Origin of the sequence: Nocardia sp. NPDC005366 (genome assembly GCF_040606855.1) — a bacterium.
GTDB lineage: Bacteria > Actinomycetota > Actinomycetes > Mycobacteriales > Mycobacteriaceae > Nocardia.
Genome location: NZ_JBEXFQ010000015.1, coordinates 22,830 through 46,498, shown reverse-complemented (window position 1 = coordinate 46,498; position 23,669 = coordinate 22,830). Strand labels below are relative to the sequence as shown.

The window sequence follows — 23,669 nt, the reverse complement described above, 5'->3', positions numbered from 1 at the left end:
CGGCTCGAGCCGCGGTCAGGATCAGGTGGGCAGGGGAAGCGCGATGCTGGTGAAGGTCAGGCACGGAGCCGAGCTCTCCGGCGCCGAAAAGGAATTCGTCGACTGCCTGCGGTCGTTTCCCATCACCTGTTTCGCGGCGATCGATCTGCACGTCGGCGGTAACGGCACCCGTCGGATCGACGCGGTTCTCCTCACCCCGCACGGCATCACGGTGGTCGCGGTCAAAGGGTTCCGGCGACGTCAGAGCGGCATCCTCAATATCACCGACAGCGCGGCGTGGACAATCAGCGATGCACCGGCCGACCTGGACGACACGAGCACCGCCGCTCCGTCCGACCAGCTCGAACAGAGTGTGTACGCCGTGCGGAACGCAGTGGAGCGGGCGCTGCTCGATCCCGGCCACGTCTGCGGAGTCGTGGTGCTCATCCCGTTCCGCGGGGTGGTCGTTCGGCCCGCGCGCACCAATCTGCGTCCCGGACTCGACGTGGTGGTCGCCAATGTGCCCGACGCCACCGACTTGCGGATCTATATCGAAGGTTTCTCGGCGGCGGCGCGTGATTGGACCGCCGACCGCGTGGTCGCGGCGGTGCACGCGCTCGGACTGGAGAACGGTCCGTCGCGCGCCGAACTCATCGCCGACGGTTTCGCCGCCAACGCGCCGTCCGCCCGTGCCGCCGTACTGCCGGAACTGCGGCCCAAACCCAAACCGGTTCCCAAGCCGTCGAGCAGACCACAGGCGGTGGGCGCCTGGGCCGTCGTCGCCGTCGCGGTGGTCGGGGTGCTCGCGGTTTTCGGCGTGGTCGTCACCGCGTGGGTGAAAGACAGCACCGGTCCGGAATCGGTGGTCGAACCGACCTCGACGGTCGCCCCGAGCCCGGCTCCCCGCACGCCGAAGGATTGCTGGCCGTTCCAGTCCGACTGCTGAGATGCTTTCGCGCCGCGCGGACAACGGCGCGGCCGGACTCAATCACGCATGGCCCGGCCGAGTTTGGTGAGTCGCATGGCCTGCTCGGCCCGCGCGAGCACATGGGTTCGCGAGGTATCGATATGCGCGATGAGCGTGCGCAAGGCGGTATCGGGATCTCCCGACAACAATTGCTCCGCGATGGCGATATGTTCGGTCGCCATGACGGCGATGCGGTCGGGTGTGGGCAGGTCCAGGGTGCGCAGTGGACGCACCCGGACGTAGACGGCGGTGAGCGCATCGGCGAGTGCGGCATTGCCCGCCGCCGAGAGCAGTGTGATGTGGAACTGTTCGTCGGCGGCGACGAGGGCGGGCCCCGGTTCGGGCGGATCGTCGCGTAAGGCGCGCCACCGATCCAGTTCGGCGCGCACCGAGACGAGATCGTGCACCGGTGCGTTCGGCTCGGTCGCGGCGACGGTCGCGTCATCGATGGTGTCGAGGATGGTGTCGAGTACCCGCTGAATCCCCCGTGTCTCCAGCACGATTCGCAATTCGTACAGATTGTCGAGCTCGTCCAGCCGTGGCCGGTACGGGTAGAGGCCGTCGGCGTGACGTTCGACGAGTCCGTCGGCCTGCAACCGGGCAAGCGCCTCGCGCACCGGAGTACGCGATACGCCATAGGTTTCGGCGAGGCGTTCCTCACCGAGCCGTTCGGTCGGCACGATCGCTCCCACGGCGAGATCGTGACGTAGCGAGTGATACACCCGCTCGCTCAACGGAACCCGCCCCCTGCGAGTCATGGCGGCCCTGCTCAGATCGCCATCGCCGAGCGCACGGCGGTCTCCGCGCCCGCGCCGCCCGCCCCGGTGGAGGTGACCCGACCGGATCGCAGCACGTAATAACTCTGCGCCGCCTGCAGGGCGAAACCGATGTGCTGTTCGACCAAAAGCACGCTCAGACCGCCCCGCTGGGTGAGGTCGATGATGGTGTGCTCGATCTCGGCGACAACGGAAGGCTGGATACCCTCGGTCGGCTCGTCGAGAATGAGCAATTTCGGTTCGGTGATCAACGCCCGCGCGATCGCCAACTGCTGGCGCTGACCTCCGGAGAGCAGACCCGCCTTGCGGGTGAGCACTTCGCGCAGCGCGGGAAAGAGATCGAGCGATTCGGCGATCAATTCCTTACCGCGTTTGCGTCCGTCCGCCACCACCTGCAAATTCTCCGCTGTGGTCAGTTGTGGAAAACTCTGCTGCCCCTGCGGGACATAGGCGATGCCGCGTGTGACCCGTCGCGAGGGCGCCATCTTGGTGATGAGCTCACCGTTGAATTCGATCCGCCCGGATTTGGCACCGATCAGTCCGACGGCGGTGCGCAGCAGCGTGGTCTTGCCCGCGCCGTTATGACCCATGATGGCGACCACGCTGTCGTCGGGGACGCGCACCGTGACACCGTGGATCACCTCGGTGCGGCCGTATCCGGAGTGGATATCGATGAGTTCAAGCATCAGCTGCCTCCTTGCGCTGCACGGTCGACTCGTCCTCCAACTCGGTGCCGATGGCCGCCGCGGTGCCGAGATAGACCTGCTGCACCTTCGGATCGGCCTGCACCTGTTCGACGCTGCCCTCGCTGAGCACTCTGCCGCCCGCCAGCACCGTGACCGAGGTGGCGAAGGCGCGCATGAAGTCCATATCGTGTTCGACCACGACGACCACCCGCTCACCGCCGATGCGGCGCAACAGATTTCCGGTCTCCTCGCGTTCCTCGGCGCTCATCCCGGCCACCGGTTCGTCGAGTAGCAGCACCGAGGCGTTCTGCACGAGCAGCATGCCGATTTCCAGCCACTGCTTCTGACCGTGCGCGAGCACCCCCGCCGGTCTATCGCGCAGATCGCCGAGTCCGGTGATCTCCAACGCCTCATCGATACTCGGCAGTACCGACCTGCGGCGGCGCAGCATGGTCAGCGCCGACCGTCGCGCTCCCGCGGCGATATCGAGGTTCTGCAAGACCGAGAGCTGCTCGAAGACGCTCGCGGTCTGGAAGGTCCTACCGACGCCGAGCCTGGCGATCTGGTGGACCTTCTTCCCGAGCAGTTGCGCACCGGATTTGGTCGCCGAACCGGCCGCGGGGACCAGTCCGGTGATCGCGTCGATCAGCGTGGTCTTGCCCGCGCCGTTGGGACCGATCAGGAAGCGAAGATCACCCTGCAACACCGTGATATCGACATCGGTGACGGCCTTGAAGCCGTCGAAACTGACCGAGAGGCCGCGAATTTCGAGGTATTCGCTGTCCATGCCCGCGTTGCCGCCCGGCTTGGGTTCGTGCGCTGTCGTTGTCATCGCGATTCAACTTTCTCCTCGGCGACCGGCACATCATCGGCGACGGAATCCGGCTCCGATTCCGGTTCCGGTTTCGGCCCTTCCGGTTTCGAATCGGCGTTCTTGGCGAATCTGGCATCGAGCGCGCCCTTGACCATCGGCCACACCCCGGCGAGGCCCGCCGGAATGAATCCGACGACCACGATGAACAGCACACCCTGCAGGTAGGTCCAGCCCGAGGGGAACTGCTCCGACAGCGCGGTCTGCGCCCACGCCACACCGACCGCGCCGAGCACCGGGCCGAGTAGCGTGGTCCTGCCGCCGATCGCGACGCCGATCAGGAAGGCGATCGATGGCACGACGCCGATATCGGCGGGGGAGATGATGCCGACGATCGGTGTGAACAGCGCGCCCGCGATGCCGGCGAAGAAGGCCGCGACGACATAGGCGACGATTTTGACGTTGGCCGGGTCGTATCCGAGGAACCGCACCCGCTCCTCCTGGTCGCGCACCGCGACGAGCAGTTCGCCGTAGCGGCTGCGCATCAACTGCCGCACCAGCGCCACCACCACGAGCAGGGTGGCCGCCGCGATGAAGAACAGCATCTTGCGGTTGGCGGGATCCGACAGTTTGAAGCCGAAGAACGCGCGGAAATCCGACAGACCGGTGAAACCGCCGATGGCCTGCTGCCCGGTGAGCAGAATGGCCAGCGCCGCGGCCAGCGCCTGGCTCAGGATGGCGAAGTACGCACCCTTGACCCTGCGCTTGAAGACGCCGTATCCGAGTACCGCGGCGACCAGACCCGGCAGCAGCACAATGCCGAGGATCGCGACCGGCCCGGACGCGAAAGGCTGCCAGAACGTGGGCAGTTCGCGGATGCCGGAGATCTCCATGAACTCCGGCACATCGTTGCCGAGACGGGTGGCGTCGGCCATCTGCAGGTGCATCGCCATGATGTAGGCGCCGATACCGAAGAACACACCCTGGCCGAGGGTGAGCATTCCGCCTCTGCCCCACGCCAATCCGATGCCGGCCGCCACGATCGCGAAGCAGAGGAATTTGGCCAGCAGATTCAGCCGGAAATCGCTGAGTACCGCGGGCGCCACCGCGAACAGCGCGATCGCGGCGACGGCGAATCCGCCGAGCGTGGTCAACGAAGAGTGCGCACGCATCCGACTGCCGAGTGTGGTCATGCCAGGCTCCTGGTGCGAACGGTGAACAGCCCCTGCGGCCGGACCTGCAGGAAGACGACGATCACGACGAAGACGATGACCTTCGCGATGGAAGCGGTGGTCGAGTATTCGATGAAGGAATTGAGCAGACCGAGGGCGAACGCGGCGATCACCGTACCCTTGATCTGCCCGAGACCGCCGATGACCACCACCAGGAACGCGTCGATCAGGTAGCTCTGACCGATGGTGGGACTGGTCGAGCCGATCAGCGTCAGCGCGACGCCAGCGACGCCCGCGAGGCCCGAGCCGATGAAGAAGGTGCTGATATCGGTGAAACGGCTGGAGACGCCGCTGGTTTCGGCAAGGCCGCGGTTCTGCACCACGGCCCGGATCCGGCGTCCGAGCGGTGTTGTCTTGAGTGCCACGGCCAATACCGTCACCGCGGCCACGGCGAGTACGAGGATGAAGATTCGGGTCTTGGGCACGACAGCGCCGAGAATGGTGACACCGCCGCTGAGGAATTCGGGGACAAGCACATTCTTGGCGGGAGCGCCGAAGATATCGCGGGCCGCCTGCTGCAACACCAGTCCGACACCGAAGGTGACCAGCAGGGTGTCCAGCGGTCGGTCGTACATCCAGCGGATCAGGCCCATTTCCAGCGCCGCCCCCAACGCGCCGCCGACCAGGAACCCGATCAGCAGTGAGACCAGCAGTGACACACCTGCCGACGAGATCACCTTCTGCACAACATAAGTCGTGTAGCAGCCAGCCATGATGAATTCGCCGTGCGCCATATTGATGACACCCATCTGACCGAAGGTCAACGACAGGCCGAGCGCGGCGAGCAGAAGTATCGATCCGAGGCTCAAACCGGTGAAGAGCTGACCGATCACGACGTCCATGTGGACTCCTGTAATTTGGCGGCCCGGGGGCCGCGGGTTCGCGGCCCCTTTTTGTCTCGCGTCCGAGTGGTCGAGACTCGCGCCTTCGGCGCGTGCGCTTCGACCACTCGGACGCGAGACGGGCCGCGAACGGCGCTCGTAGGGCTCGCGCGTGGTTGTCGCGTGAGGGCTACGAGGCCGTTCTGGCCTCGGTGGCTCCCGTCGGGTTCCCGTCTGAGGGTTGCCTACGGGGCCGGTTCCGGCCGCGAACTCGGACTGCTTACTTCAGGTTCTTGGCCCACTCGTAGGACTTCAGGTACGGGTCCGGCTGGATCGCCTTGCCCGAATCCCAGACCGTGTAGATGAGGCCGTCGGGACGGATCTCACCGATACGGGCGGTTTTGCTGATGTGGTGGTTGGAGCCGTCGATGGTGACCTTGCCCTCCGGCGCTTCGAAACTCACGCCGTCGGCCGCGGCCTGGATATCGGCCACCGCGAACGAGTTCGCCTTCTCCACGGTGTTCTTCCACAGATAGACCGAGGCGTAGGCGGCCTCCATCGGATCGGAGGTCGGCTTGTCGGCGCCGAACGCGGCCTTGTACGCGTCGACGAACTTCTTGTTGTCCGGGCTGTCGACGGTCTGGTAGTAGTTCCACGCGGTCAGCTGGCCCGCGATGTTCTGCGCGCCGATACCAGCGACTTCCTCCTCGGCGATCGACACCGAAACCACCGGCATGTCAGCGGCTTTCAGGCCCGCGTTGGTGTACTCGCGGAAGAACGCGACATTGGAATCGCCGTTGAGGGTGTTGAATACCGCGCCCGCCTTGGCGGTGCGCACCTTGTTCACGATGGTCGAGAAGTCGGTCGAGCCGAGCGGGGTGTAATCCTCACCCTTGATCTCGATTCCGTTGGCCGCCGCGTACGCCTTGATCTCGCGATTGGCGGTCTGCGGGAAGACGTAGTCGGAGCCGACCAGGTAGAGGGATGTGATCCCCTTCTGCTTCAGGTAATCCAGCGCGGGGATGATCTGCTGGTTGGTGGTGGCGCCGGTGTAGAAGATGTTCTTGCTGTCCTCCAGACCCTCGTACTGGACGGGGTAGTAGAGCAGCGAGTTCAGGCTTTCGAATTTCGGCTTCATGGCCTTGCGGCTCGACGAGGTCCACCCGCCGAAGACCGCGGCCACGCAGTCGGAGCTGATCAGCTTCTCCGCCTTCTCCGCGAAGGTCTTGGGGTCGGAGGCGCCGTCTTCGAGTACCAGATCGATCTTCTTGCCGAGAACCCCGCCCGCCGCGTTGATCTGGTCCACCGCCAGCTTGGTCGAGTTGGCCACGGTCACCTCGGAGATGGCCATGGTGCCCGAAAGGGAGTGCAGCGAGCCGACCTTGATCGACGGCTTCGACGTGTCGACGCAGGAAGCGGCGTTGGAACCTTCGGTCGAGGCGTCGTCCTTGGCGCCGCAGGCGGTCAGCAACAGACCGGCGAGTGCCAGCGCGGTCGGCGCGACCAGGACCTTGGTGAGACGTCCTCGGCGCGACGTCGGGCCGAGCGAAGCCCGCGTGGCCGACACGGAGCGGTGGCGATTATCGGCAGGGGAATCTGGCATGGGTCGGGACCCTTCTCCTCATCAGGTGTTCGGCGACGTCGGGGGTACGTCGCGCCGAATACGTTCGCCCTTCCGCACCGGCCATGGCTGTAGACCGGTGTGTATACAACGGCTGTATTCGTGGTGCGAACGGTAGACCGGAGTTATTGCGCCGGAATATCCCTCGGTGACGAGTCGGTTGCCGATGTTTCAACGGCGTGAACGTTTCCGGTGGACAGTGCGTGAACGGGTGTGAGGCGGTGGCTCATCTACGGTCGCGCACCGCACATCCCTACGGTTGCGTAGCTGGATTCCGATACGGCAGGCTTGCGATTCGTACAACGTCAGAATTCTGGTCCGGGGTCGTTGGATCCCGTTTGTCGTGAATCGAGGAGGCCGCCGTGGGGCACTACAGGGCGAACGTGCGAGATATCGAGTTCAACCTGTTCGAGGTGCTCGGGCTGGACAAGCTCCTCGATACCGGCGCATACGGCGACCTGGATTCCGACACCGTGCGCGAGATCCTCGCCGAGGTGAAGCGTCTGTCCGAAGGGCCCATCGCCGAATCCTTCGCCGCGGCCGACCGTGACCCGGTGACCTACGATCCGGCTACCTTCTCGGTCTCGGTGCCGGAGCCGCTGCGCAAATCCATTCTGGCGCTGCACGAAGCGGACTGGAGCCGGCTCGGTCTGCCCGAGGGCATGGGCGGCACGCCCGCGCCCGCCGCGCTGGTGTGGGCGGTCAACGAGATGCTCACCTGCGCCAACCCGGCGTCCAGCTTCTTCAACCTCGGTCCGGTCCTGGCGTCGGTGCTCTACAACGTCGGCACCGACGAGCAGAAGCACTGGGCCGCGGCGGGCTACGAACGCGGCTGGCAGGCCACCATGGTGCTGACCGAACCGGATGCGGGTTCCGATGTCGGCGCCGGCCGCACCAAGGCGATCAAGCAGGAAGACGGCTCCTGGCATATCGAGGGCGTGAAACGGTTCATCTCCGGCGGCGATGTCGGTGATACCGCCGAGAACGTCTTCCACCTCGTGCTGGCACGCCCGGAAGGGGCGGGCGCGGGCACCAAGGGGCTTTCGCTGTTCTACGTGCCCAAATACCTCTTCGATTCCCGGACGCTCGAACTCGGCGACCGCAATGGTGTCTTCGTGACCGGCCTGGAACACAAGATGGGCCTGAAATCCTCGCCGACCTGTGAACTCACCTTCGGCGGCACCGATGTGCCCGCGAAGGGCTGGCTGGTCGGCGAGGTGCACAACGGCATCGCGCAGATGTTCCAGGTGATCGAGAACGCGCGCATGGTGGTCGGCATCAAATCCACCGGAACGCTGTCCACCGGCTATCTCAACGCGCTCGACTACGCCAAGCAGCGGATACAGGGCGCCGACCTCACGCAGATGTCGGACAAATCCGCGCCGCGGGTCACGATCACCCATCATCCGGACGTGCGGCGGGCACTGGCCATGCAGAAGGCATACGCGGAAGGTTTGCGCGCGGTGTACATCTACACCGCGGCCCATCAGAACGCCGATGTGGCGCAATTGGTTTCGGGTGCCGACGCGGATCTGGCGCATCGGGTGGACGATCTGCTGCTGCCGATCGTCAAGGGTGTCGGTTCCGAGCGGGCCTACCAGTACCTGACCGAATCGCTGCAGACCTTCGGCGGTTCGGGTTACCTTCAGGACTACCCGATCGAGCAGTACATCCGCGACGCCAAGATCGACTCCCTCTACGAGGGCACCACCGCCATCCAGGCGCAGGACTTCTTCTTCCGCAAGATCATTCGGGACAGGGGAGCGGCGCTCGCCCACGTCAACGGCAGGATCGCGGCCTTCCTCGACGCGAGGACGGGGCGCTTCGAGGCAGAACGGGCGCTACTCGCCACCGCGGTGGCCGACGTCGGCGCGATGGCCGCGACGCTCACCGGATACGCGATGGCGGGACAACAGGATCCGGCCGAACTGTACAAGGTCGGCCTCGGTTCGGTGCGTTTCCTGATGGCGGTGGGTGATCTGCTCATCGGCTGGCGACTGCTCGAACAGGCCGAAATCGCCGCTGCCGCACTGGCTGTCGACGCCGCGGAGAAGGATCGCCCGTTCTACACCGGGAAGGTGGCCGTGGCGAGTTTCTTCGCGAAGAATGTGCTGCCCGAGCTGACCGCGACGAGGAATATCCTCGCGGCGATCGATAACGACATCATGGAATTGGACGAAGCGGCGTTCTGATCCGTCTCGTCTTGTCTAACCGTCGCTCAGCAGTCTGAGTACCACCGGGCGAGACAGGGTTCCGTTGACCTGCCTGGCCAATTGGTTGGCGCTGGTGCCCCCGGCGTGCGCCGCGCGCAGGGCCGCGCCGAGTTCGTCGCGCGCGGCATCGGCGACGGCCTGGGCGTCGCGCAGACGCTGGGCGGCGGCGTCGACCGCGGTGGACGGGTCGGCCGCCGCGCCCTCCGGTGCTGCCGACCGCGCGGTGGCGGTAGGCGTCGGTCTCCCGGACTTGCCGGTCAAGGCATTGACCGCAGGCGTGGTCTGGTCCGTGCTCACGGTGTCGATCGCGGGTGTGGTCACCGTGGGGGCGCAGGCCGGGCTGCTGCCCGCCATCGCGCGTCGCGGGCCGATGAGTTCGTTCTGCATGGCCGCCCTGGCGAATTGCCGCATGAAATCGCGGGTAGCGTCGGTATCGTCGGCCGCGGCACCGAGCAGCAGGCGGGTGGTCTGGGGAACGGCGAGGGACCAGTTGGCCAGGCCGCAGAAGGCGAGCAGCAGCCTGCCCGCGTACTGCTCGTCCACGCCGAACTGTTCCTGGGCGCGGTCGAATTTCCGCACGTAATGCTCCGCGCGCCAGCCGTCGACGTCGTGCGCGTCGGCGCCGCGGTGCAGACCCTCCCACAGCAGCAGCCTGAGCAGTTGCGGATGGTCGCGGTGGTAATCGAAGAGTTTCGCCACGTATTCGCCCGGTTCGGTCTCGGCGAGCGGCTGCACGACGTCGAGGAATTCGCGCATCGTGTCGATCAGGATGACGTCGAACAGTTTGTCCTTGCTGCCGAACAGGCCGTAGATGCGTTCCTTGTTGACGCCCGCGGTGTCGGCGATGCGGTCGACCCGAGCGCCCGCGAGGCCGTACTCGGCGAATTCGTCGCGCGCGGCGCGCAGCAGCGCCTGCCTGGTCGCGTCGCTGCGCTGGGTCTGCTTCGGAATGTCGCCGCGCTGGTCGCCGGAGTCGTCGCGGCGGAGCTGTCCGGGGGCGTCGCCGCGCCGGGCCGCTGTGCGCGGATTGGTGCTGGCCGTCATGGCTGCGACTTTACCATCTCTTTAAACCAACTATTTGGTTGACAACTATTCGGTTGGAAGCCTACCGTCATCACATGGCAACGCCGACACTTCGTCTTCCGGCCGGGACCCCGGCTCGGACCCCGGCTCCCGGCAGATCCGCCCGGGCGCATACCGGTCGTACCCTCCCTGTTTTCGTCCTCTCCGCACTGCTCGCCACCGGGCAGATGTATCAACCGATTCCCCTGTTCACGGCCATGAAAGCGGACTGGGGCGTCGGATCGGGCGCGATGACGTGGATCATCAGCGCCTTCGCCTTCGGATATGCGGGCGGCTTCGTGCTGTTCGGGCCGCTGTCGGACCGCTACGGTCACCGGCGGGTGCTGGTCACCGGAATGATCGTCGCCGCAGTGGTCACACTATTGACCGGTCTCGCCTTCGCGGCGCCGGTGGCCGTCGGGCTGCGGGTGGTGCAGGGTCTTGTCGTCGGGTCCATACCGCCCGCGATCATGGCCTATGTCGCCACGCGCATCGAGCCGGCGCATCGGGCGGTGGTCACCATGTCGGTGGCGACATCATTCCTCGCGGCGACCGTCATCGCCCAGATCGTCTCGCAAGCGGTCGTCGACTCGTTTCCGTGGCGCACCGTATTCCTGGGTTCCGCACTGCTTTTCGCGGTACTCGCGGTGGCCCTGCGCACCGTCATGCTCGATGACGCCCCCGCCGGGCGTGACAAGCCGTTGCGGCACAGCTACGCCGCGATTCCCACGGTGCTGCGCATCGGGGCGCTGCTGCCGCTGCTCGCGGCGGGTGGGCTGAGTATGGCGGTGATGGTCGGCATCTACACAGGTATCGAAATCGCCGGTCTGATCGAGGGTTCCGGCGAACTGCTGGCGCTTCGCGCGGGCGCGCTGCCCGTCATGCTCGCTCTTCCACTGCTGGCCATCCCGCTCTCGCGACTGTCCAAACCCGGTCAGGTGATGCTCGGTGTTTCGGTGGCCGCCGCGGCCATGGTCGCGGCGACCTTCGAAGGATCGCATCTCGCGGTCCTGACGGTGCTACTCGCCGTACTGGTCGGCGGACTCGGGGTTATCGCCCCCGCCGTGCTGCAGAGTGCGGGCGAACTCGGCGGTGAATCCCGCGCCGCGGCCTCGTCGGTCGCGATGTTCAGTTTCTACGTCGGCGCGACGGTCGGCCCGATCGTCGCCGCCACCGCGGCCCCGCACGGATTCCCGGCCCTGGCCTGGACACTGACGGCACTGCTGCTCGTCGCGTTCGCGCTGACCCTGATCGGAGTCCGCATCCCGCGCGCATCCGCGCCCGCCTGAGGGTTTCGCCGCCTCGGCCCGGTGGCAGTTCCGTCTCCTGCCGGGCCGAGCGTCGGCGATTCGGCCGTAGCGGATCGTCGAGGACATCCCGTTGAATCGTCGCCGAACCGCGGGATCATCCCGGAACCGCTCGGCTATTTGATGACGTAGGGCGATACCGAGCTGCGGTGCTCGCTGATGTCGAGCACCTTGCCGAGTGGTGGAAACGCGCGTTGCGGGCAGTTCGCGCGTTCGCAGACGCGGCAGCCCGCGCCGATGGGGGTGGCGGAGGCTTCGCCGAGGTCGATGCCATCGGCGTAGACGACGCGGCCCGCGTGGCGCAGTTCGCAACCGAGTCCGATGGCGAAGGTCTTTCCCGGCTGGCCGTAGCGGGTGGCGCGGCGTTCGACGGTTCTGGCGATCCACAGATATTTGCGGCCGTCGGGCATCTGGGCGATCTGGGTCATGATCTTGCCCGGATAGGCGAAAGTCTCGTAGACATTCCACAGCGGACAGGTGCCGCCGCTGGAGGAGAAGTGGAATCCGGTGGCGGACTGTCGTTTCGACATATTGCCCGCGCGATCCACGCGGACGAAGGAGAACGGGACGCCGCGTAGCTCCGGGCGCTGCAATGTCGAAAGGCGGTGGCAGATCGTCTCGTAGCTCTGGGTGAAGAACGCCGATAGTCGTTCGATGTCGTAGCGAAAATCCTCGGCGACTTCGTGGAAATGCGTGTAGGGCAGCACCGTCGCGGCGGCGAAATAGTTCGCGAGTCCGAGCATGGCCAGCTTCCTGGTGTCCTCGGACGCGAAATTGCCTTCCTCGACCAGCTTTTCGAGCAGATCGCCGCATTCGAAGTAGGCGAGTTCGGCGGCGAGTTTGAAGGTGCGCTGCCCGCCGGACAGGTGGGGGGAGATCTCCAGCCGCTGGGTTTCGGGATCGTAGCGATGCAGTACTCCCTCGCCGAGATCGATCCGTTCCATGATGCGCACATCGTGGGCGCGCAGCCCGCGGGCGATCTCGCTGTTCACATCGCCGCCGTGGAACCGGATGCGGGTGGCGAGTTCTTCTGCGGCGGTATCCAATTCGTGAATGTAGTTCTGCCGCTGATAGAAGAAATCCCGCACTTCCTCGTGCGGCTTGCTGATGGTCGCGCTCCCGGAGCCGTCGGCGAACCGGTCCTCGGTGGCGGCGGCGAGCTGGGCACTGGTGTTGCGGTAGCGGTTGTGCATATTCACCAGCGCGCGGGCCATACTCGGGTGGGCCGAGACCATGTCCGCGATCTCCTGGGTATCGGCTTCGATACCGAGCTCCTGGTCCATGACGACTTCTTGGAGTTCGGCGATGAGCCGGGTGTCGTCCTGGGAGGAGAAGAAGGTCGCGTCGACGCCGAACACTTCGCTGATCCGCAGCAGAACCGGCACGGTCAACGGCCGCACATCGTGTTCGATCTGATTGAGGTAACTCGCCGAGATCTCCAGCTTCGCGGCGAGTGAGACCTGGCTCAGTCCTCGTTCGGTACGCAGCTGGCGAAGCCGCGCCCCGACGTAAGTCTTGGCCATATGTCCAGTTTATGGCGGTTTTCGCAGACCTGCCAATGGGCGATTAGCAGCAGAGCTGAGCGATATGTCACACCGCCGGGTTACGGTCGTCATGTGCTGTTCTCGGATGTCGTACAGGCTTCGGAGACCGTTCGCGCGACCCGGTCTCGGAAGACGAAGATCACCACCATCGCCGCGCTGCTGGACACCGCCGTGTCCGAGGAATTGCAGCCGGTGGTCTCCTGGGTCTCCGGCGAGCTACGGCAGGGACGTATCGGCGCGGGCTGGCGCACTCTCACGGCTCTGGGCAGCCCGCCCGCCGAGACACCCACGCTGACCGTCTCGGCGGTCGACACCGCCTTCGCGCAGGTGGCGGCCACGTCGGGCGCGGGATCGGTCAACCGGCGCAGAGCATTGCTCACCGAGCTGTGGACCGCCGCGACCGCCGCCGAACAATCCTTCCTCACCCGCCTGCTCTCCGGCGAATTGCGCCAGGGCGCGCTCACCGCCGTCGTCAGCGAGGCGGTGGCGGTATCGGCCGATGTCCCGGTCGACCTGGTGCGCCGGGCCTACATGCTCTCCGGGCAGCTGCCCGTCACGGCGCTGGCCGCGCGCACCGGCGGGGCGGATGCGCTGACGGGATTCCAGCTGGAGGTCGGACGTCCGATCCAGCCGATGCTGGCGGCCCCGGGCGCGAGCCTGGACGAGGCGATGGACGAATTCGACGGCGAGGTGACTGTCGAGCACAAACTGGACGGCGCTCGCATCCAGGTGCACCGCGACGGCGATAAGGTCCGGGTGTTCACCAGGACACTGCGCGATATCACCGCGAGTGTGCCCGAACTGGTCGAGCTGGTGCGCGGTCTCGATTGCCGCAGCGTCGTGCTCGACGGGGAGACCCTCGCACTCACCGACGCCGGGCGGCCACGGCCGTTCCAGGAGACGATGAGCCGTTTCTCGGTATTCGATCCCACCCTGCTGCCGCCGGGGTCCAATCCCACCCGGGAACTGCTGTTGCACCCGTACTTCTTCGACTGCCTGCAGTTGGACGGGGAAGATCTGCTCGACGCGCCGCTGCGCGAACGCAGGAAGGCGCTGACCGAAGTGGCCTGCGCGCACAGCATCCCCGCGCTCCTTCGTCCCGACGCCGAGGCCGCCGCCGAATATTTCGACGGGGCGCTGGCCGCCGGTCACGAGGGCGTCATGATCAAATCGCTGAACGCGCCGTACGCGGCGGGCAGGCGGGGGCGAGCCTGGCAGAAGATCAAACCGACGCACACCCTCGACCTGCTGGTGCTCGGGTCCGAATGGGGTTACGGCCGTCGCACCGGATACCTGTCGAACCTGCATCTCGGCGCGCGCGACCCGATCACCGGCGACCCGGTGATGGTCGGCAAGACCTTCAAAGGTCTCACCGACGCTCTGTTGCACTGGCAGACGGCGGAGTTCCCGCGCCACGAACGCGCCCGCGACGAGTACACCGTCTACCTGTGGCCGGAACTCGTCGTGGAGATCGCCATCGACGGTGTGCAGGTGAGCCCGCGATACCCGGGCGGGGTCGCGCTGCGGTTCGCGCGGGTGGTGCGGTATCGCCCGGATAAGACGGCCGCCGACGCCGACACCATCGATACGGTGCGGTCGTTGTTGCCGGGAGCCTAGACGATTGCGATCCGGTTCCAGCAGAGGGCGACCGCATAGTAAGCGAACCGGGCGGTATCGCACACTGGTGTGGTGACCGCCGAATTACTGATCCTTCTGATCGTCATCGTCACAGCACTGGCTTTCGATTTCACCAATGGCTTCCACGACACCGCCAACGCGATGGCGACCTCCATCGCCACCGGTGCGCTGCGCCCACGGGTGGCGGTCGCGCTGTCGGCGGTCCTGAATCTCGTCGGCGCTTTCCTGTCGGTCGCGGTCGCCGCGACCGTGGCGAAGGGGATCGTGCGGCTCGACGCGGTGAGCGGGCAGGATCTGCTCGTCATCGTCTTCGCGGGACTGGTCGGAGGGATCCTCTGGAATCTGCTGACCTGGTTGTTCGGCCTGCCGTCGAGTTCCTCGCACGCGCTGTTCGGCGGCCTGATCGGGGCCACCATCGCCGCACTCGGCTGGAGCGGGGTGATCTGGGCCTCCGGTTCGGACGGTGTGCTCACCAAAATCGTGCTGCCCGCGGTTCTGGCTCCCATCGTGGCCGCGCTCATCGCGGCGATCGGCACCTGGGGCGTCTACCGGATCACCCGTGGCATCGATCAGGACAGGTCCACGCGGGGGTTCCGTTGGGGCCAGATCGGTTCGGCTTCCCTGGTGTCGCTGGCGCACGGCACCAATGACGCGCAGAAGACGATGGGCGTGATCTTCCTCGCGCTCGTCGCCAACGGCACCCTCACCAAGAACGACGATATGCCGCTGTGGGTGATGGCGGCCTGTGCCGTCGCCATCGCGGCGGGTACCTATCTCGGTGGTTGGCGCATCATCAGGACGCTCGGCAGGGGACTGGTCGAGATCGACTCCCCGCAGGGGCTGGCCGCGGAATCATCCTCGGCCGCGATCATTCTCACCTCCGCGCATTTCGGGCTGCCGCTGTCGACCACCCAGACCGCGACCGGATCGATTCTGGGCAGCGGCCTCGGCAAGGGTGCGGAGGTGCGCTGGAATGTGATGGGCCGAATGGCGGTCGCGTGGCTGCTCACCCTGCCGCTGGCCGGTTTTGCCGGTGCGATCTGCTGGGCCATCGCCCATATGATCGGCGGACTGGCCGGGGTGCTCGTGGTCTTCGCGATTCTCGTCGGCCTGTCGGCTCTGATGTATCTGCGGTCGAGGCGCAGTCCCGTCGACACCACCAATGTGAACGAGTGGCCCGCGGACACAACCGACCAGGGGACCGACATGGTGGAGGCCGCGAATCCCCCCGACTGGAAGGTTCCCGACCGTGGTGTCGCCGATCGTGGTGTCGCCGATCGTGATGCCGCCGTCCGTGGTGTCGCCGATCGTGGTGTCGCCGATCGTGAAGCCGCCGACAGCGGTGCCACCGGACGCGGGACGGCCACCGAGCCCGAACAGACCGCCTCGCCTCGGCCATCGGGGCCGACAGCACCGCCCGCGGGGATCTCCTCGGGCCGAACCATCCGGCGCGGCTGAGGGAAGGGAGCGCAGATGCACACCATCGTCACGAATCTGAACTCGTTGTGGAAGGTGACCCTGGCCGCCCTGATACTCGGCGCTGGCCTGCCCATCGTGTTCGCCTTCGGGGTGCGGCTGTGGACGACGGCCGATACCGTCGAATCCGACGGCAGCGCGGCCGAGCGGAACTATCCGGCCATGATCGGCGCGTTGACCTGCTTCGCCTTGATCATCGCCGCGATTGTCACCGGCATTCTCTATACCGCCAAGGCTTTCCTGGCCGCCAAGTTCGGCATACATCTGTTCGGACAGTCCTGAAGGGTGCAGTAGTGACCGATCAACCGCAAATCGCCCGGCCGAAGGTGCTCGACCGGATCGTCGGCTGGCTGCGCGCGGGATATCCGCAGGGCATTCCGAGCTCGGATTACGTCGCGCTGTTCGCGGTTCTGCACCGGGATCTCACCGAGTACGAGGTTGCGGCCATCGCCGAGGAACTCGTGCGCGACAACCCGGACAGCACCATCGGGCACGACGATATCGAGGCGGCGATCGCGCGGTTCGCCAAGGAACAGCCGGACCCGAACGATGTCGCCAGGGTCGCGTCGCATCTGGCCGCGGGCGGCTGGCCGCTCGCCACCCCGTTGACCGACTCCGACTGACAGAGCACGTGTCCGACGCGCACCCGGCTGGAGGCCCGCGCCTGGCCCGATCCGGACGATGCCGGGTAGCGGTGTCCCCGATCTCCGCTGGAGACCTGGCCTGGTGACCGGCGGCCGACCTAGGCGCTGGGCGTGGCCAGCTTCTCCACGGTGACAGTTGGCGCGATGCGGGTACGCAGGCAGCGGTCGATCTCGCCCGCCACGGGGACGACGATGGCGGCTGCCGAGGTCGCCACGGCGTCGATGAGGATCGAAACCCAGTCGGGTGCGGAATTCTCCGACAGCGCGGCGATCACCGCGGCGACCGCGGAATCGTCTGCGCCCGAGGGGTTCCCGGCGATCTTCTCGGGGAGAACAGCCGACCACGCGCCGTCGGCGGTGACGGCGACCATGCCGTCGACGCCGCGGGTGGTGACGACCGCTTCGACGCCGCGCTCGATCAGCGGGTAGGCCGCCGCGACGACCTCGTCCGCGGTCGCGGCGGCGCGGCCGGTAAGGCGTTGCAGCTCTTCACTGTTCGGCATCAGTACGACGCCGGGAACCGCGGCGGCCAGGCGAAGCGCCTCGCCGCCGACGTCGCAGATGGTGGAGATCCCGGCCGCGGTGGCCGTGCGGGCGATATCGGCGGGCAGGCCCGGATCGATGCCCCCCGGTAGCGAACCCGAGATCACCAGGCCGTCGATATCGGGTAGCAGTCCGCGGACCCGGGTGGCGAGTTGTTCGGCCGCATGGGGATTGGAGATCCGCGCGCCCGGCTCCCACAGCGCGGTCGCGGTGCCGTCGTCGGATTCGCTGATCACCACCGTGCGGCGCACCCACGGGAGGGCGTGCACGAAATCGACGGGCAATTCGAGCTCGGCGGCGGCGGCGAAGGCGTGGTCGGAGAAACCCGTTGCGCGGGCGTACTTCCCGAGTTGATTCAGTACGCGGGTCACATTGATGCCCTTGCCGCCGATACGCTGCTCGACCGAGCGGACCCGGTGCGCCTGGCCCCGCTCGAAACTCTCGACGCGATAGGTCATGTCGTAGGCGGGGTTCATGGTCACGGTGAGGATCACCTCAACCACTGTCCACGTCTGAGCACCCGGCGCAACTGTGGATTGTCACCAACGTCAGCAGTTGTGCGAACTGGTCGGTACGTGAATCGCCGATCTCCGGCGGTCCGCCGCCGCGGGCCGGGAGCCGGGTCGCGGCCGGTACCGCCTCCGTGCGCAACGCCGACCTCGCGTCCCGCCCAGTCGAGGCATTCCAGCAGCGTGGCGGTGCCTCTCCCGGGGAACCGTCCGTCATCCCGACGGGGGTCGCTACGGCCGGTGGCCGGCCAGAGGGCCGAGCCGATACCGCCGACTGCCGCCCGCGAGTCTGTGACCAGAGCCACACCTCCCCTATCGGTCTGCGGTACAACAACATTGGTGCTGTCTCGCGGAGCGTGAGTGGGACGGCGACGCCGGTGCGTACCCGCCGAGGCCGGGCGCACGGGCGGAGGTGAACCCGTTGCCGCGCGGTAGCATCGTGCGGTGGCACGGCGCGATGGCGAACTCAAGGATGGACGCAGCTACGGCGGGCTGTCCAAGGAGCAGCGGGTGGCGCAACGGCAGTCCCGTCTGATGGACGCGGCACTGGAACTGTTCGGGACGCAAGGCTACGCCGCCACCTCGATCGAGCGGCTCTGCACGGCCGCCAATGTCTCCACGCGCAGTTTCTACGAGGATATGGGCAGCCGCGAGGCGCTGTTGATCGCCTTGGGCAATCGGACGATCTCGCATGCGGTCGAATCCGCCCTCTCGGCGCTGGAGGCCGCGCGAGACGAGCCGCTCGCCACGCGGGTGGTCGAGGGTTTCCGTGCCTATCTCGCGGTGACCTGCCGTGACGCGCCCACCGCACGGGTGCATTACGTGGAAGTGGTCGGGGTGAGCCAGGCGGTGGAGGAATGGCGTATGCAGCAGCGCAGGCTGCTGTCCGCACTGTTGATCACCGAGGCCGAGCAGGCGGTCGGGCGCGGGGAGACCGCACCGCGACGGTTCGATCTATTCGCGCTCGCGGTGATCGGCGCGGTGAATTCGCTCGCCCAGGAAATGGTGCACGCGACACTACCCGACGTCTCCATCTCGCTCGACGAGATATGCGAGGAGATCGGGTATTTCGTCAATTCCGGACTCGTCTCGCGCTGAGCGATCGGCCGCATTCGGTCGCACGGCGTAACGATGGCGCAATCTGTCGCCGTGATTCGCAATATCGGTGCAACCGACCCCTTCTATGGTGGCGAGATGAGTACGGACAGTGCGCCCGGTGGGGACGAGCGCGGCACGGGCCCCGATCCGGCCGCCGGGGGGACCGGAATTCACATCAGTGGGCTGACCAAGACTTTCAAGGTCGGTCGTCGCACGGTGGCAGCCCTGGATTCGGTGGATCTGCATACCGCGCAGGGCTCGTTCCTGTCCCTGCTCGGTCCGTCGGGCTGTGGCAAATCGACCGTGTTGCGCATTCTGGCCGGGCTGGAAGAGCCGACCTCGGGGAAGACCCTCATCAACGGTGAGACCCCGGCCCAACTGCGTCGCCATCACGAACTCGGTATCGCCTTCCAGGATTCGGCGCTGCTGCCGTGGCGGTCGGTGGAATCGAATATCAAACTGCCGCTCCAGGTCGCGGGCCTGCCGCCGGATTCCGGCCAGATCGCCGAACTGGTGCGGTTGGTCGGACTCGAAGGATTCGAGAAGGCGAAACCCGCACAGTTGTCCGGAGGTATGCGCCAGCGGGTGTCGATCGCGCGAGCGCTGGTGGTGAAGCCGACCGTGCTGCTGCTCGACGAACCATTCGGCGCGCTCGACGATATGACCAGGCAGAAACTGAATCTGGAGTTGCTGCGCATCTGGACCGAGAAACCCGCGACCACGCTCATGGTGACGCACGGCATCGCCGAGGCGGTTTTCCTCTCGGATGTGGTCGCGGTGATGAGTCCGCGCCCTGGCCGGGTGCTGGAACTGGTCGATATCGATCTGCCCAGGCCCCGGCTGCCGGAAATGATGCGCACCCCCGAATTCCACGCGCTGCACGACTACTTGTCGGAATTGCTGTTCGGGAAGACCGGTACCGGTGGGGTCGTGACCGATACGGCGGGCGGCGCGATATGAGATATCTCGGCGGTCTGCTCGGCTTTGTCGGACTGATCCTCGGGTGGTGGATTCTCGCGGCGGCGGGTGTCGCGGGCGGCACCATTCCGAGCCCATGGACGGTGGTGCACACCATGTTCACCGACGGTTGGGGCCTCTACGGCCCCAATTTCCGGATCACCGCCGAGGGCGCGCTGAAAGGTTTCGTCTGGGGTAACGCGTTGGCGATCGGTCTCGCGATCCTGGTGATGCTGATTCCGCCGATCGAACCGCTGGCGACCCAGTTGGCGATTCTCAGTTACTGCACGCCGCTGCTGGCCTTGGGCCCGATCATCCTCGTGGTGTTCGGCGGGCGCACACCCACGGTCTTCCTGGCCGCGATGTACTGCTTCTTCACCACGATGGTCGGCACCGTCACCGGCCTGCGCTCCGCGGACAGCACCAGTCTCGATCTGGTGCGCGCCTACGGCGGCGGGCGATGGCAGCAGCTCTACCGGGTGCGGATGATCGCGGCACTGCCGAATATCTTCGCGGCGTTGAAGATCGCCGCGCCCTCTGCGGTGCTCGGCGCGATCATCGGTGAGTATCTGGGCGGTGTCGACAGCGGAATCGGGGTCGCGCTGACCGCCGCGCAGTCGGCCTACAACGTGCCGCGCACCTGGGGTATGGCCCTGGCCGCCGCCGCCCTGGCCGGTCTCGGCTACGCCGCGGTGGCGCTCACCGCACGACTGGTCGCGCCGTGGACCGTGCGGGAGGCCAGGTGAAAAGAATCGGATTGTTCCTGTTCCCGCTGCTCACGTCGCTGGTGTTGATGCTGGTGATCTGGGAGGTGTTCCTGCGGGCATTCCCCGAGGTCGGGCCGCGGGTCGGTAAGTCGCCCGGTGATATCTGGCGCTACCTCGTCACCGCGCCCGGAGCGTCGACAGCGAGGCAGGCGATCATCGACGATCTGCTGATCACGTTGCGTGACGCGGCGATCGGATTCGGCGTCGGGATGGGCATGGCACTGGTGATCGCGGCGCTGTTCGTCACCTTCACGACGGTCGAGCAGACCTTCATGCCGGTCGCGATGCTGCTGCGATCGGTGCCGTTGGTGGCCTTGACGCCGATCATCGTGCTCATATTCGGGCGCGGACTGGCCGGGGTGACGGTGATGGCCGCGATCGTGGTGCTGTTCCCCGCACTGGTGATGATCATGGCGGGTCTGCGCAACGCGCCGAGACAGGCCATGGATGTGGTTGCCGCCTACGGCGGTTCGCGCTGGACCGAACTGCGGATGGTCTCCGTTCCCGCCGCGCTGCCCTCGGTTTTCGCGGCGGCGCGGATTTCGGTGCCGGGTGCGCTGATCGGCGCGTTGATCGGCGAATGGCTCGGCAGCGGAACGGGTCTCGGTGCGAGCCTGATCCGGGCCATACCCACCTTCCAGTATAACAAGCTGTGGGCGTCCATCGTCATCGTGACCATCGTGACCATCGTGTCGGTGCTGTTGTACGCGATCGTCGGCGTCATCGAGAATCTGGTGCTCGCCCGATTCGGCCCAGAGGCCGGACGGCGCTGAGAACCGACTACCGCTGAGCCCGCGTCTCCGGGTCGAATCTACGTCCGGAACGTCAAAGTAAAGAAAAGGAAACCGATCGGCCATAGATTCGATCCATGACATCACTGTTCGACCGTCGGTCATTTTTCCGCTATTCCGCGCTCACCGGCGCCGTACTCGGCGGCGCGGGCGCGCTCGCCGCATGTGGCGATGATTCGAGCAGTTCCTCGGGTGGATCGACGCCGGATGGCTCGAAGTTCGGTTCTGTCGCCGTGCAACTGTCCTGGCTGAAGAACATCGAATTCGCCGGTGAGTACTTCGCGGACTCGAAGGGTTATTTCAAGGATGCCGGATTCGGCTCGGTGAATCTGATCGCGGGCGGCGCCGCGAGTACCTCCGTCGAGGCCGGATTGGATACCGGAAAGGTGTGGCTCGGCCTGTCCGCGCCGCAGACCACCGCCCCGGCCATTCTGGAGGGACTGCCCGCCAAAATCGTCGGCGCCACCTATCAGAAGAACCCCTTCTGCATCGTCAGCGCCGCGGGTAAGCCGATCAAGAGCCCGCAGGAGATGAAGGGCCGCAAGATCGGCGTACAGGACACCAACCAGTTGATCTTCAATGCCCTGCTCACCGCCAATGGGATGAAACCGACCGATGTCACCATCGTCCCCGCGCAATTCGATCCGACCCCGTTGGCCAACGGCGAGGTCGACGGCTGGGTCAGCTATGTCACCAACGAACCGATCACGTTGGCCGCCAAGGGTTTCGCCAATGCTAATTTCCTTTTCGCGGATTTCGGCCTACCCCTTGTCGCGGAAACGCTGACGGTGACGCAGTCGACCATCGACAAGGAACGCGACAAGCTGAAGGCATTCCTGGTCGCCGAGGTCAAGGGCTGGAAGGCCGCGGTGGCCGATCCCGCGGAATCGGCGCGGCTGGCGGTGGAGGTATACGGCAAGGATCAGAAATTGGATCTGGCCGAGCAGACCAAGGAGGCGACGGCCCAGAACGATCTGGTGCTCTCCGCCGATACGGCTGCCAACGGGCTGCTGAGCATGACCGATCAGCTGATCGAGCAGAACATCGCGGCGTTGCGCACAGCCGGGATCGACATCAAGGCAGGCCAGTTGTTCGATCTGTCGATCCTGCGCGAGGTCTACGCGGAGAACCCCGGTATGAAGTGATCGTGACGGGCTTCGGCGTCGAAATACCCGTCGGCTTCTACAGTGCTACCGATGTCTCGACGCCGAACGCTCGCTCGGCGTGGATCACATCGGCCCGGTCAGGGTGGATCCGAGTACTCCGCCCCGACCGCGCCGCCAACAGTTCGGCGGCGATCGCCACGGCGTGTTCCGTGGCGGTGCGTGCCCCGATATCGAGGCCGGCGGGGGAGTGCAGGCGGGCCATTGTGGCCTCTCCGAAACCGCCCGCGCGCAGATCCGCGATGCGCCGATTGTGGGACGCGATGGTCCCCGTGGCCCCGAGATAGCCGAACTCGGGCAATCGCAGGGCGACCGTGAGCAGCGGTATCTCGAACATCGGATCGTTCGACAGTACGACAATCGCTGTGCTGGAATCTATTTCGCCCTCGGCGGAGAGCGTGTTCAGATACCGGTGCGGCCAGTCGACCACCACCTCGGCCCCGGGAAAGGCCTCCGGGGTAGCGAAATCGTCACGTGAATCGCAGATCGTCACCCGGTAGCCGAGTAGTCGGGCCTGCACGGTGAGCGCCGCGGCGATCGCGTTGGCGCCGAAGATGATCAGACGCGGCGGCGGTGCGAACGAGGACACGAACACGTCGGATTCGGGCAGGGCGACCAACTCGGTGTTGTGCCGCTTGTCCGTGACGAGGTGCTGGCCGATCAGATCCGCGTCCGGATTCCACACCACCGTGAAAACGGTGACGCGGCGGTGCGAGGCGATTTCCGCCGCGACGGTGGGGAATTCGGGGAAATCGCGGCGCGAGAACGGTTCGGCGAAGACATCGATCATCCCCCCGGTATCGCCCCCCGACTCCCCCACCGGAACGCCGAATCGGTGCATGGCACGCCTGCCGGTCCTGGCGGCGGCCACGGCCGCCTCGCGCACCGCCGATTCGACGGAGCCGCCGAGCACCGAACCGTATACCCCGCCGTTGGCGTCGACCAGCATCGCCGAGCCGACGCTCAGCGGCCCGGACCCCACGGTCCGCACGACGGTGGCAAGGCCTCCGGTGCGGCCGGAATGCCACACCCGCAATAGGTCGTCGACGATGTCGCGCATCAGT

The 23,669-nt window shown here is 66.2% G+C and carries 22 protein-coding genes; 12 read left to right on the top strand and 10 right to left on the bottom strand.

The window, feature by feature from the left end; genetic code table 11:
- The first annotated feature begins 43 nt into the window (after positions 1-43).
- Positions 44-925: a nuclease-related domain-containing protein gene (locus tag ABZS43_RS18630; RefSeq protein ID WP_355037153.1), complete on the top strand. Its 882-nt coding sequence runs from the start codon at positions 44-46 to the stop codon at positions 923-925.
- A 38-nt stretch (positions 926-963) separates the two neighbouring features.
- Here ABZS43_RS18630 and ABZS43_RS18625 read toward each other — a convergent pair whose 3' ends face one another.
- The 6 genes from ABZS43_RS18625 to urtA all read right to left on the bottom strand — a co-directional run bounded on the left by ABZS43_RS18625 (position 964) and on the right by urtA (position 6,875).
- Positions 964-1,704, bottom strand: a complete 741-nt coding sequence (locus ABZS43_RS18625; protein ID WP_355037152.1) for a GntR family transcriptional regulator — start codon at positions 1,702-1,704, stop codon at positions 964-966.
- Between the two features lie 11 nt (positions 1,705-1,715).
- On the bottom strand, positions 1,716-2,408 hold the full coding sequence (gene urtE, locus ABZS43_RS18620; protein WP_355037151.1) for an urea ABC transporter ATP-binding subunit UrtE: 693 nt from the start codon (positions 2,406-2,408) through the stop codon (positions 1,716-1,718).
- Entirely contained in the window at positions 2,401-3,240 is an 840-nt protein-coding gene (gene urtD, locus ABZS43_RS18615) for an urea ABC transporter ATP-binding protein UrtD (protein ID WP_355037150.1), read from the bottom strand. The genes urtE and urtD overlap by 8 nt, the downstream gene beginning before the upstream one ends.
- On the bottom strand, positions 3,237-4,412 hold the full coding sequence (urtC, locus tag ABZS43_RS18610) for an urea ABC transporter permease subunit UrtC (protein WP_355037149.1): 1,176 nt from the start codon (positions 4,410-4,412) through the stop codon (positions 3,237-3,239). The genes urtD and urtC overlap by 4 nt, the downstream gene beginning before the upstream one ends.
- Positions 4,409-5,293, bottom strand: coding sequence for an urea ABC transporter permease subunit UrtB (gene urtB / locus ABZS43_RS18605; protein WP_355037148.1), 885 nt, complete (start codon positions 5,291-5,293; stop codon positions 4,409-4,411). Before urtB ends, urtC begins: the two co-directional genes overlap by 4 nt.
- Positions 5,294-5,552: 259 nt before the next feature.
- The gene (gene urtA, locus ABZS43_RS18600) at positions 5,553-6,875 is read right to left on the bottom strand and encodes an urea ABC transporter substrate-binding protein (protein WP_355037147.1); all 1,323 of its coding nucleotides are present in this window, start codon (positions 6,873-6,875) and stop codon (positions 5,553-5,555) included.
- Between the two features lie 380 nt (positions 6,876-7,255).
- Here urtA and ABZS43_RS18595 point away from each other — a divergent pair, with 380 nt between their 5' ends.
- A complete protein-coding gene (locus tag ABZS43_RS18595) occupies positions 7,256-9,085 on the top strand; it encodes an acyl-CoA dehydrogenase (protein WP_355037146.1) in 1,830 nt (609 codons plus the stop codon).
- 15 nt (positions 9,086-9,100) lie between these two features.
- On the opposite strand, the gene ABZS43_RS18590 is transcribed toward ABZS43_RS18595, so the two are convergent.
- Positions 9,101-10,150 carry a TetR family transcriptional regulator gene (locus ABZS43_RS18590; protein ID WP_355037145.1) on the bottom strand — a complete coding sequence of 350 codons (1,050 nt, stop codon included), beginning with the start codon at positions 10,148-10,150 and terminating at the stop codon, positions 9,101-9,103.
- A gap of 74 nt (positions 10,151-10,224) precedes the next feature.
- Between ABZS43_RS18590 and ABZS43_RS18585 the strand changes: the two genes are divergently transcribed.
- Positions 10,225-11,457 (top strand): MFS transporter, encoded by a 1,233-nt coding sequence (locus ABZS43_RS18585; protein ID WP_355037144.1) that lies wholly within the window; start codon positions 10,225-10,227, stop codon positions 11,455-11,457.
- 134 nt (positions 11,458-11,591) lie between these two features.
- Here the strand turns inward: ABZS43_RS18585 and ramB are convergent, their stop codons facing one another.
- Complete coding sequence (gene ramB, locus ABZS43_RS18580; protein WP_355037143.1) at positions 11,592-12,998, bottom strand: acetate metabolism transcriptional regulator RamB; 1,407 nt, start codon at positions 12,996-12,998, stop codon at positions 11,592-11,594.
- Between the two features lie 93 nt (positions 12,999-13,091).
- Here ramB and ABZS43_RS18575 point away from each other — a divergent pair, with 93 nt between their 5' ends.
- From ABZS43_RS18575 to ABZS43_RS18560, 4 genes are all read left to right on the top strand, one after another.
- Complete coding sequence (locus ABZS43_RS18575; protein ID WP_355037142.1) at positions 13,092-14,636, top strand: ATP-dependent DNA ligase; 1,545 nt, start codon at positions 13,092-13,094, stop codon at positions 14,634-14,636.
- Between the two features lie 72 nt (positions 14,637-14,708).
- Positions 14,709-16,115 carry an inorganic phosphate transporter gene (locus tag ABZS43_RS18570; RefSeq protein ID WP_355037141.1) on the top strand — a complete coding sequence of 469 codons (1,407 nt, stop codon included), beginning with the start codon at positions 14,709-14,711 and terminating at the stop codon, positions 16,113-16,115.
- Positions 16,116-16,130: 15 nt separating this feature from the next.
- Positions 16,131-16,415, top strand: a complete 285-nt coding sequence (locus ABZS43_RS18565; protein ID WP_355037140.1) for a hypothetical protein — start codon at positions 16,131-16,133, stop codon at positions 16,413-16,415.
- An 11-nt stretch (positions 16,416-16,426) separates the two neighbouring features.
- Positions 16,427-16,756: a DUF3349 domain-containing protein gene (locus ABZS43_RS18560; protein WP_355037139.1), complete on the top strand. Its 330-nt coding sequence runs from the start codon at positions 16,427-16,429 to the stop codon at positions 16,754-16,756.
- Positions 16,757-16,875: 119 nt separating this feature from the next.
- Here ABZS43_RS18560 and ABZS43_RS18555 read toward each other — a convergent pair whose 3' ends face one another.
- Positions 16,876-17,823 (bottom strand): 1-phosphofructokinase family hexose kinase, encoded by a 948-nt coding sequence (locus ABZS43_RS18555; protein WP_355037138.1) that lies wholly within the window; start codon positions 17,821-17,823, stop codon positions 16,876-16,878.
- A gap of 450 nt (positions 17,824-18,273) precedes the next feature.
- On the opposite strand from ABZS43_RS18555, the gene ABZS43_RS18550 reads away from it, so the two are divergent.
- The 5 genes from ABZS43_RS18550 (at position 18,274) to ABZS43_RS18530 (ending at position 22,587) form a co-directional block, all read left to right on the top strand.
- Positions 18,274-18,927: a TetR/AcrR family transcriptional regulator gene (locus tag ABZS43_RS18550; RefSeq protein ID WP_355037137.1), complete on the top strand. Its 654-nt coding sequence runs from the start codon at positions 18,274-18,276 to the stop codon at positions 18,925-18,927.
- Positions 18,928-19,023: 96 nt separating this feature from the next.
- Positions 19,024-19,887 (top strand): ABC transporter ATP-binding protein, encoded by an 864-nt coding sequence (locus tag ABZS43_RS18545; RefSeq protein WP_355037136.1) that lies wholly within the window; start codon positions 19,024-19,026, stop codon positions 19,885-19,887.
- The gene (locus ABZS43_RS18540) at positions 19,884-20,630 is read left to right on the top strand and encodes an ABC transporter permease subunit (protein WP_355037135.1); all 747 of its coding nucleotides are present in this window, start codon (positions 19,884-19,886) and stop codon (positions 20,628-20,630) included. Before ABZS43_RS18545 ends, ABZS43_RS18540 begins: the two co-directional genes overlap by 4 nt.
- On the top strand, positions 20,627-21,424 hold the full coding sequence (locus ABZS43_RS18535; protein WP_355037134.1) for an ABC transporter permease subunit: 798 nt from the start codon (positions 20,627-20,629) through the stop codon (positions 21,422-21,424). The genes ABZS43_RS18540 and ABZS43_RS18535 overlap by 4 nt, the downstream gene beginning before the upstream one ends.
- Before the next feature lie 95 nt (positions 21,425-21,519).
- Positions 21,520-22,587 carry an ABC transporter substrate-binding protein gene (locus ABZS43_RS18530; RefSeq protein ID WP_355037133.1) on the top strand — a complete coding sequence of 356 codons (1,068 nt, stop codon included), beginning with the start codon at positions 21,520-21,522 and terminating at the stop codon, positions 22,585-22,587.
- Positions 22,588-22,624: 37 nt separating this feature from the next.
- On the opposite strand, the gene ABZS43_RS18525 is transcribed toward ABZS43_RS18530, so the two are convergent.
- Positions 22,625-23,665: an XdhC family protein gene (locus ABZS43_RS18525; RefSeq protein ID WP_355037132.1), complete on the bottom strand. Its 1,041-nt coding sequence runs from the start codon at positions 23,663-23,665 to the stop codon at positions 22,625-22,627.
- Between the last annotated feature and the right edge of the window lie 4 nt (positions 23,666-23,669).

Excerpts from the sequence above, each read along its gene's own strand:
- ABZS43_RS18630 (WP_355037153.1), top strand. The coding sequence starts at position 44 with ATGCTGGTGAAGGTCAGGCACGGAGCCGAGCTCTCCGGCGCCGAAAAG.
- ABZS43_RS18625 (WP_355037152.1), bottom strand. The coding sequence starts at position 1,704 with ATGACTCGCAGGGGGCGGGTTCCGTTGAGCGAGCGGGTGTATCACTCG.
- urtE (WP_355037151.1), bottom strand. The coding sequence starts at position 2,408 with ATGCTTGAACTCATCGATATCCACTCCGGATACGGCCGCACCGAGGTG.
- urtD (WP_355037150.1), bottom strand. The coding sequence starts at position 3,240 with ATGACAACGACAGCGCACGAACCCAAGCCGGGCGGCAACGCGGGCATG.
- urtC (WP_355037149.1), bottom strand. The coding sequence starts at position 4,412 with ATGACCACACTCGGCAGTCGGATGCGTGCGCACTCTTCGTTGACCACG.
- urtB (WP_355037148.1), bottom strand. The coding sequence starts at position 5,293 with ATGGACGTCGTGATCGGTCAGCTCTTCACCGGTTTGAGCCTCGGATCG.
- urtA (WP_355037147.1), bottom strand. The coding sequence starts at position 6,875 with ATGCCAGATTCCCCTGCCGATAATCGCCACCGCTCCGTGTCGGCCACG.
- ABZS43_RS18590 (WP_355037145.1), bottom strand. The coding sequence starts at position 10,150 with ATGACGGCCAGCACCAATCCGCGCACAGCGGCCCGGCGCGGCGACGCC.
- ABZS43_RS18585 (WP_355037144.1), top strand. The coding sequence starts at position 10,225 with ATGGCAACGCCGACACTTCGTCTTCCGGCCGGGACCCCGGCTCGGACC.
- ramB (WP_355037143.1), bottom strand. The coding sequence starts at position 12,998 with ATGGCCAAGACTTACGTCGGGGCGCGGCTTCGCCAGCTGCGTACCGAA.
- ABZS43_RS18565 (WP_355037140.1), top strand. The coding sequence starts at position 16,131 with ATGCACACCATCGTCACGAATCTGAACTCGTTGTGGAAGGTGACCCTG.
- ABZS43_RS18545 (WP_355037136.1), top strand. The coding sequence starts at position 19,024 with ATGAGTACGGACAGTGCGCCCGGTGGGGACGAGCGCGGCACGGGCCCC.
- ABZS43_RS18540 (WP_355037135.1), top strand. The coding sequence starts at position 19,884 with ATGAGATATCTCGGCGGTCTGCTCGGCTTTGTCGGACTGATCCTCGGG.
- ABZS43_RS18530 (WP_355037133.1), top strand. The coding sequence starts at position 21,520 with ATGACATCACTGTTCGACCGTCGGTCATTTTTCCGCTATTCCGCGCTC.
- ABZS43_RS18525 (WP_355037132.1), bottom strand. The coding sequence starts at position 23,665 with ATGCGCGACATCGTCGACGACCTATTGCGGGTGTGGCATTCCGGCCGC.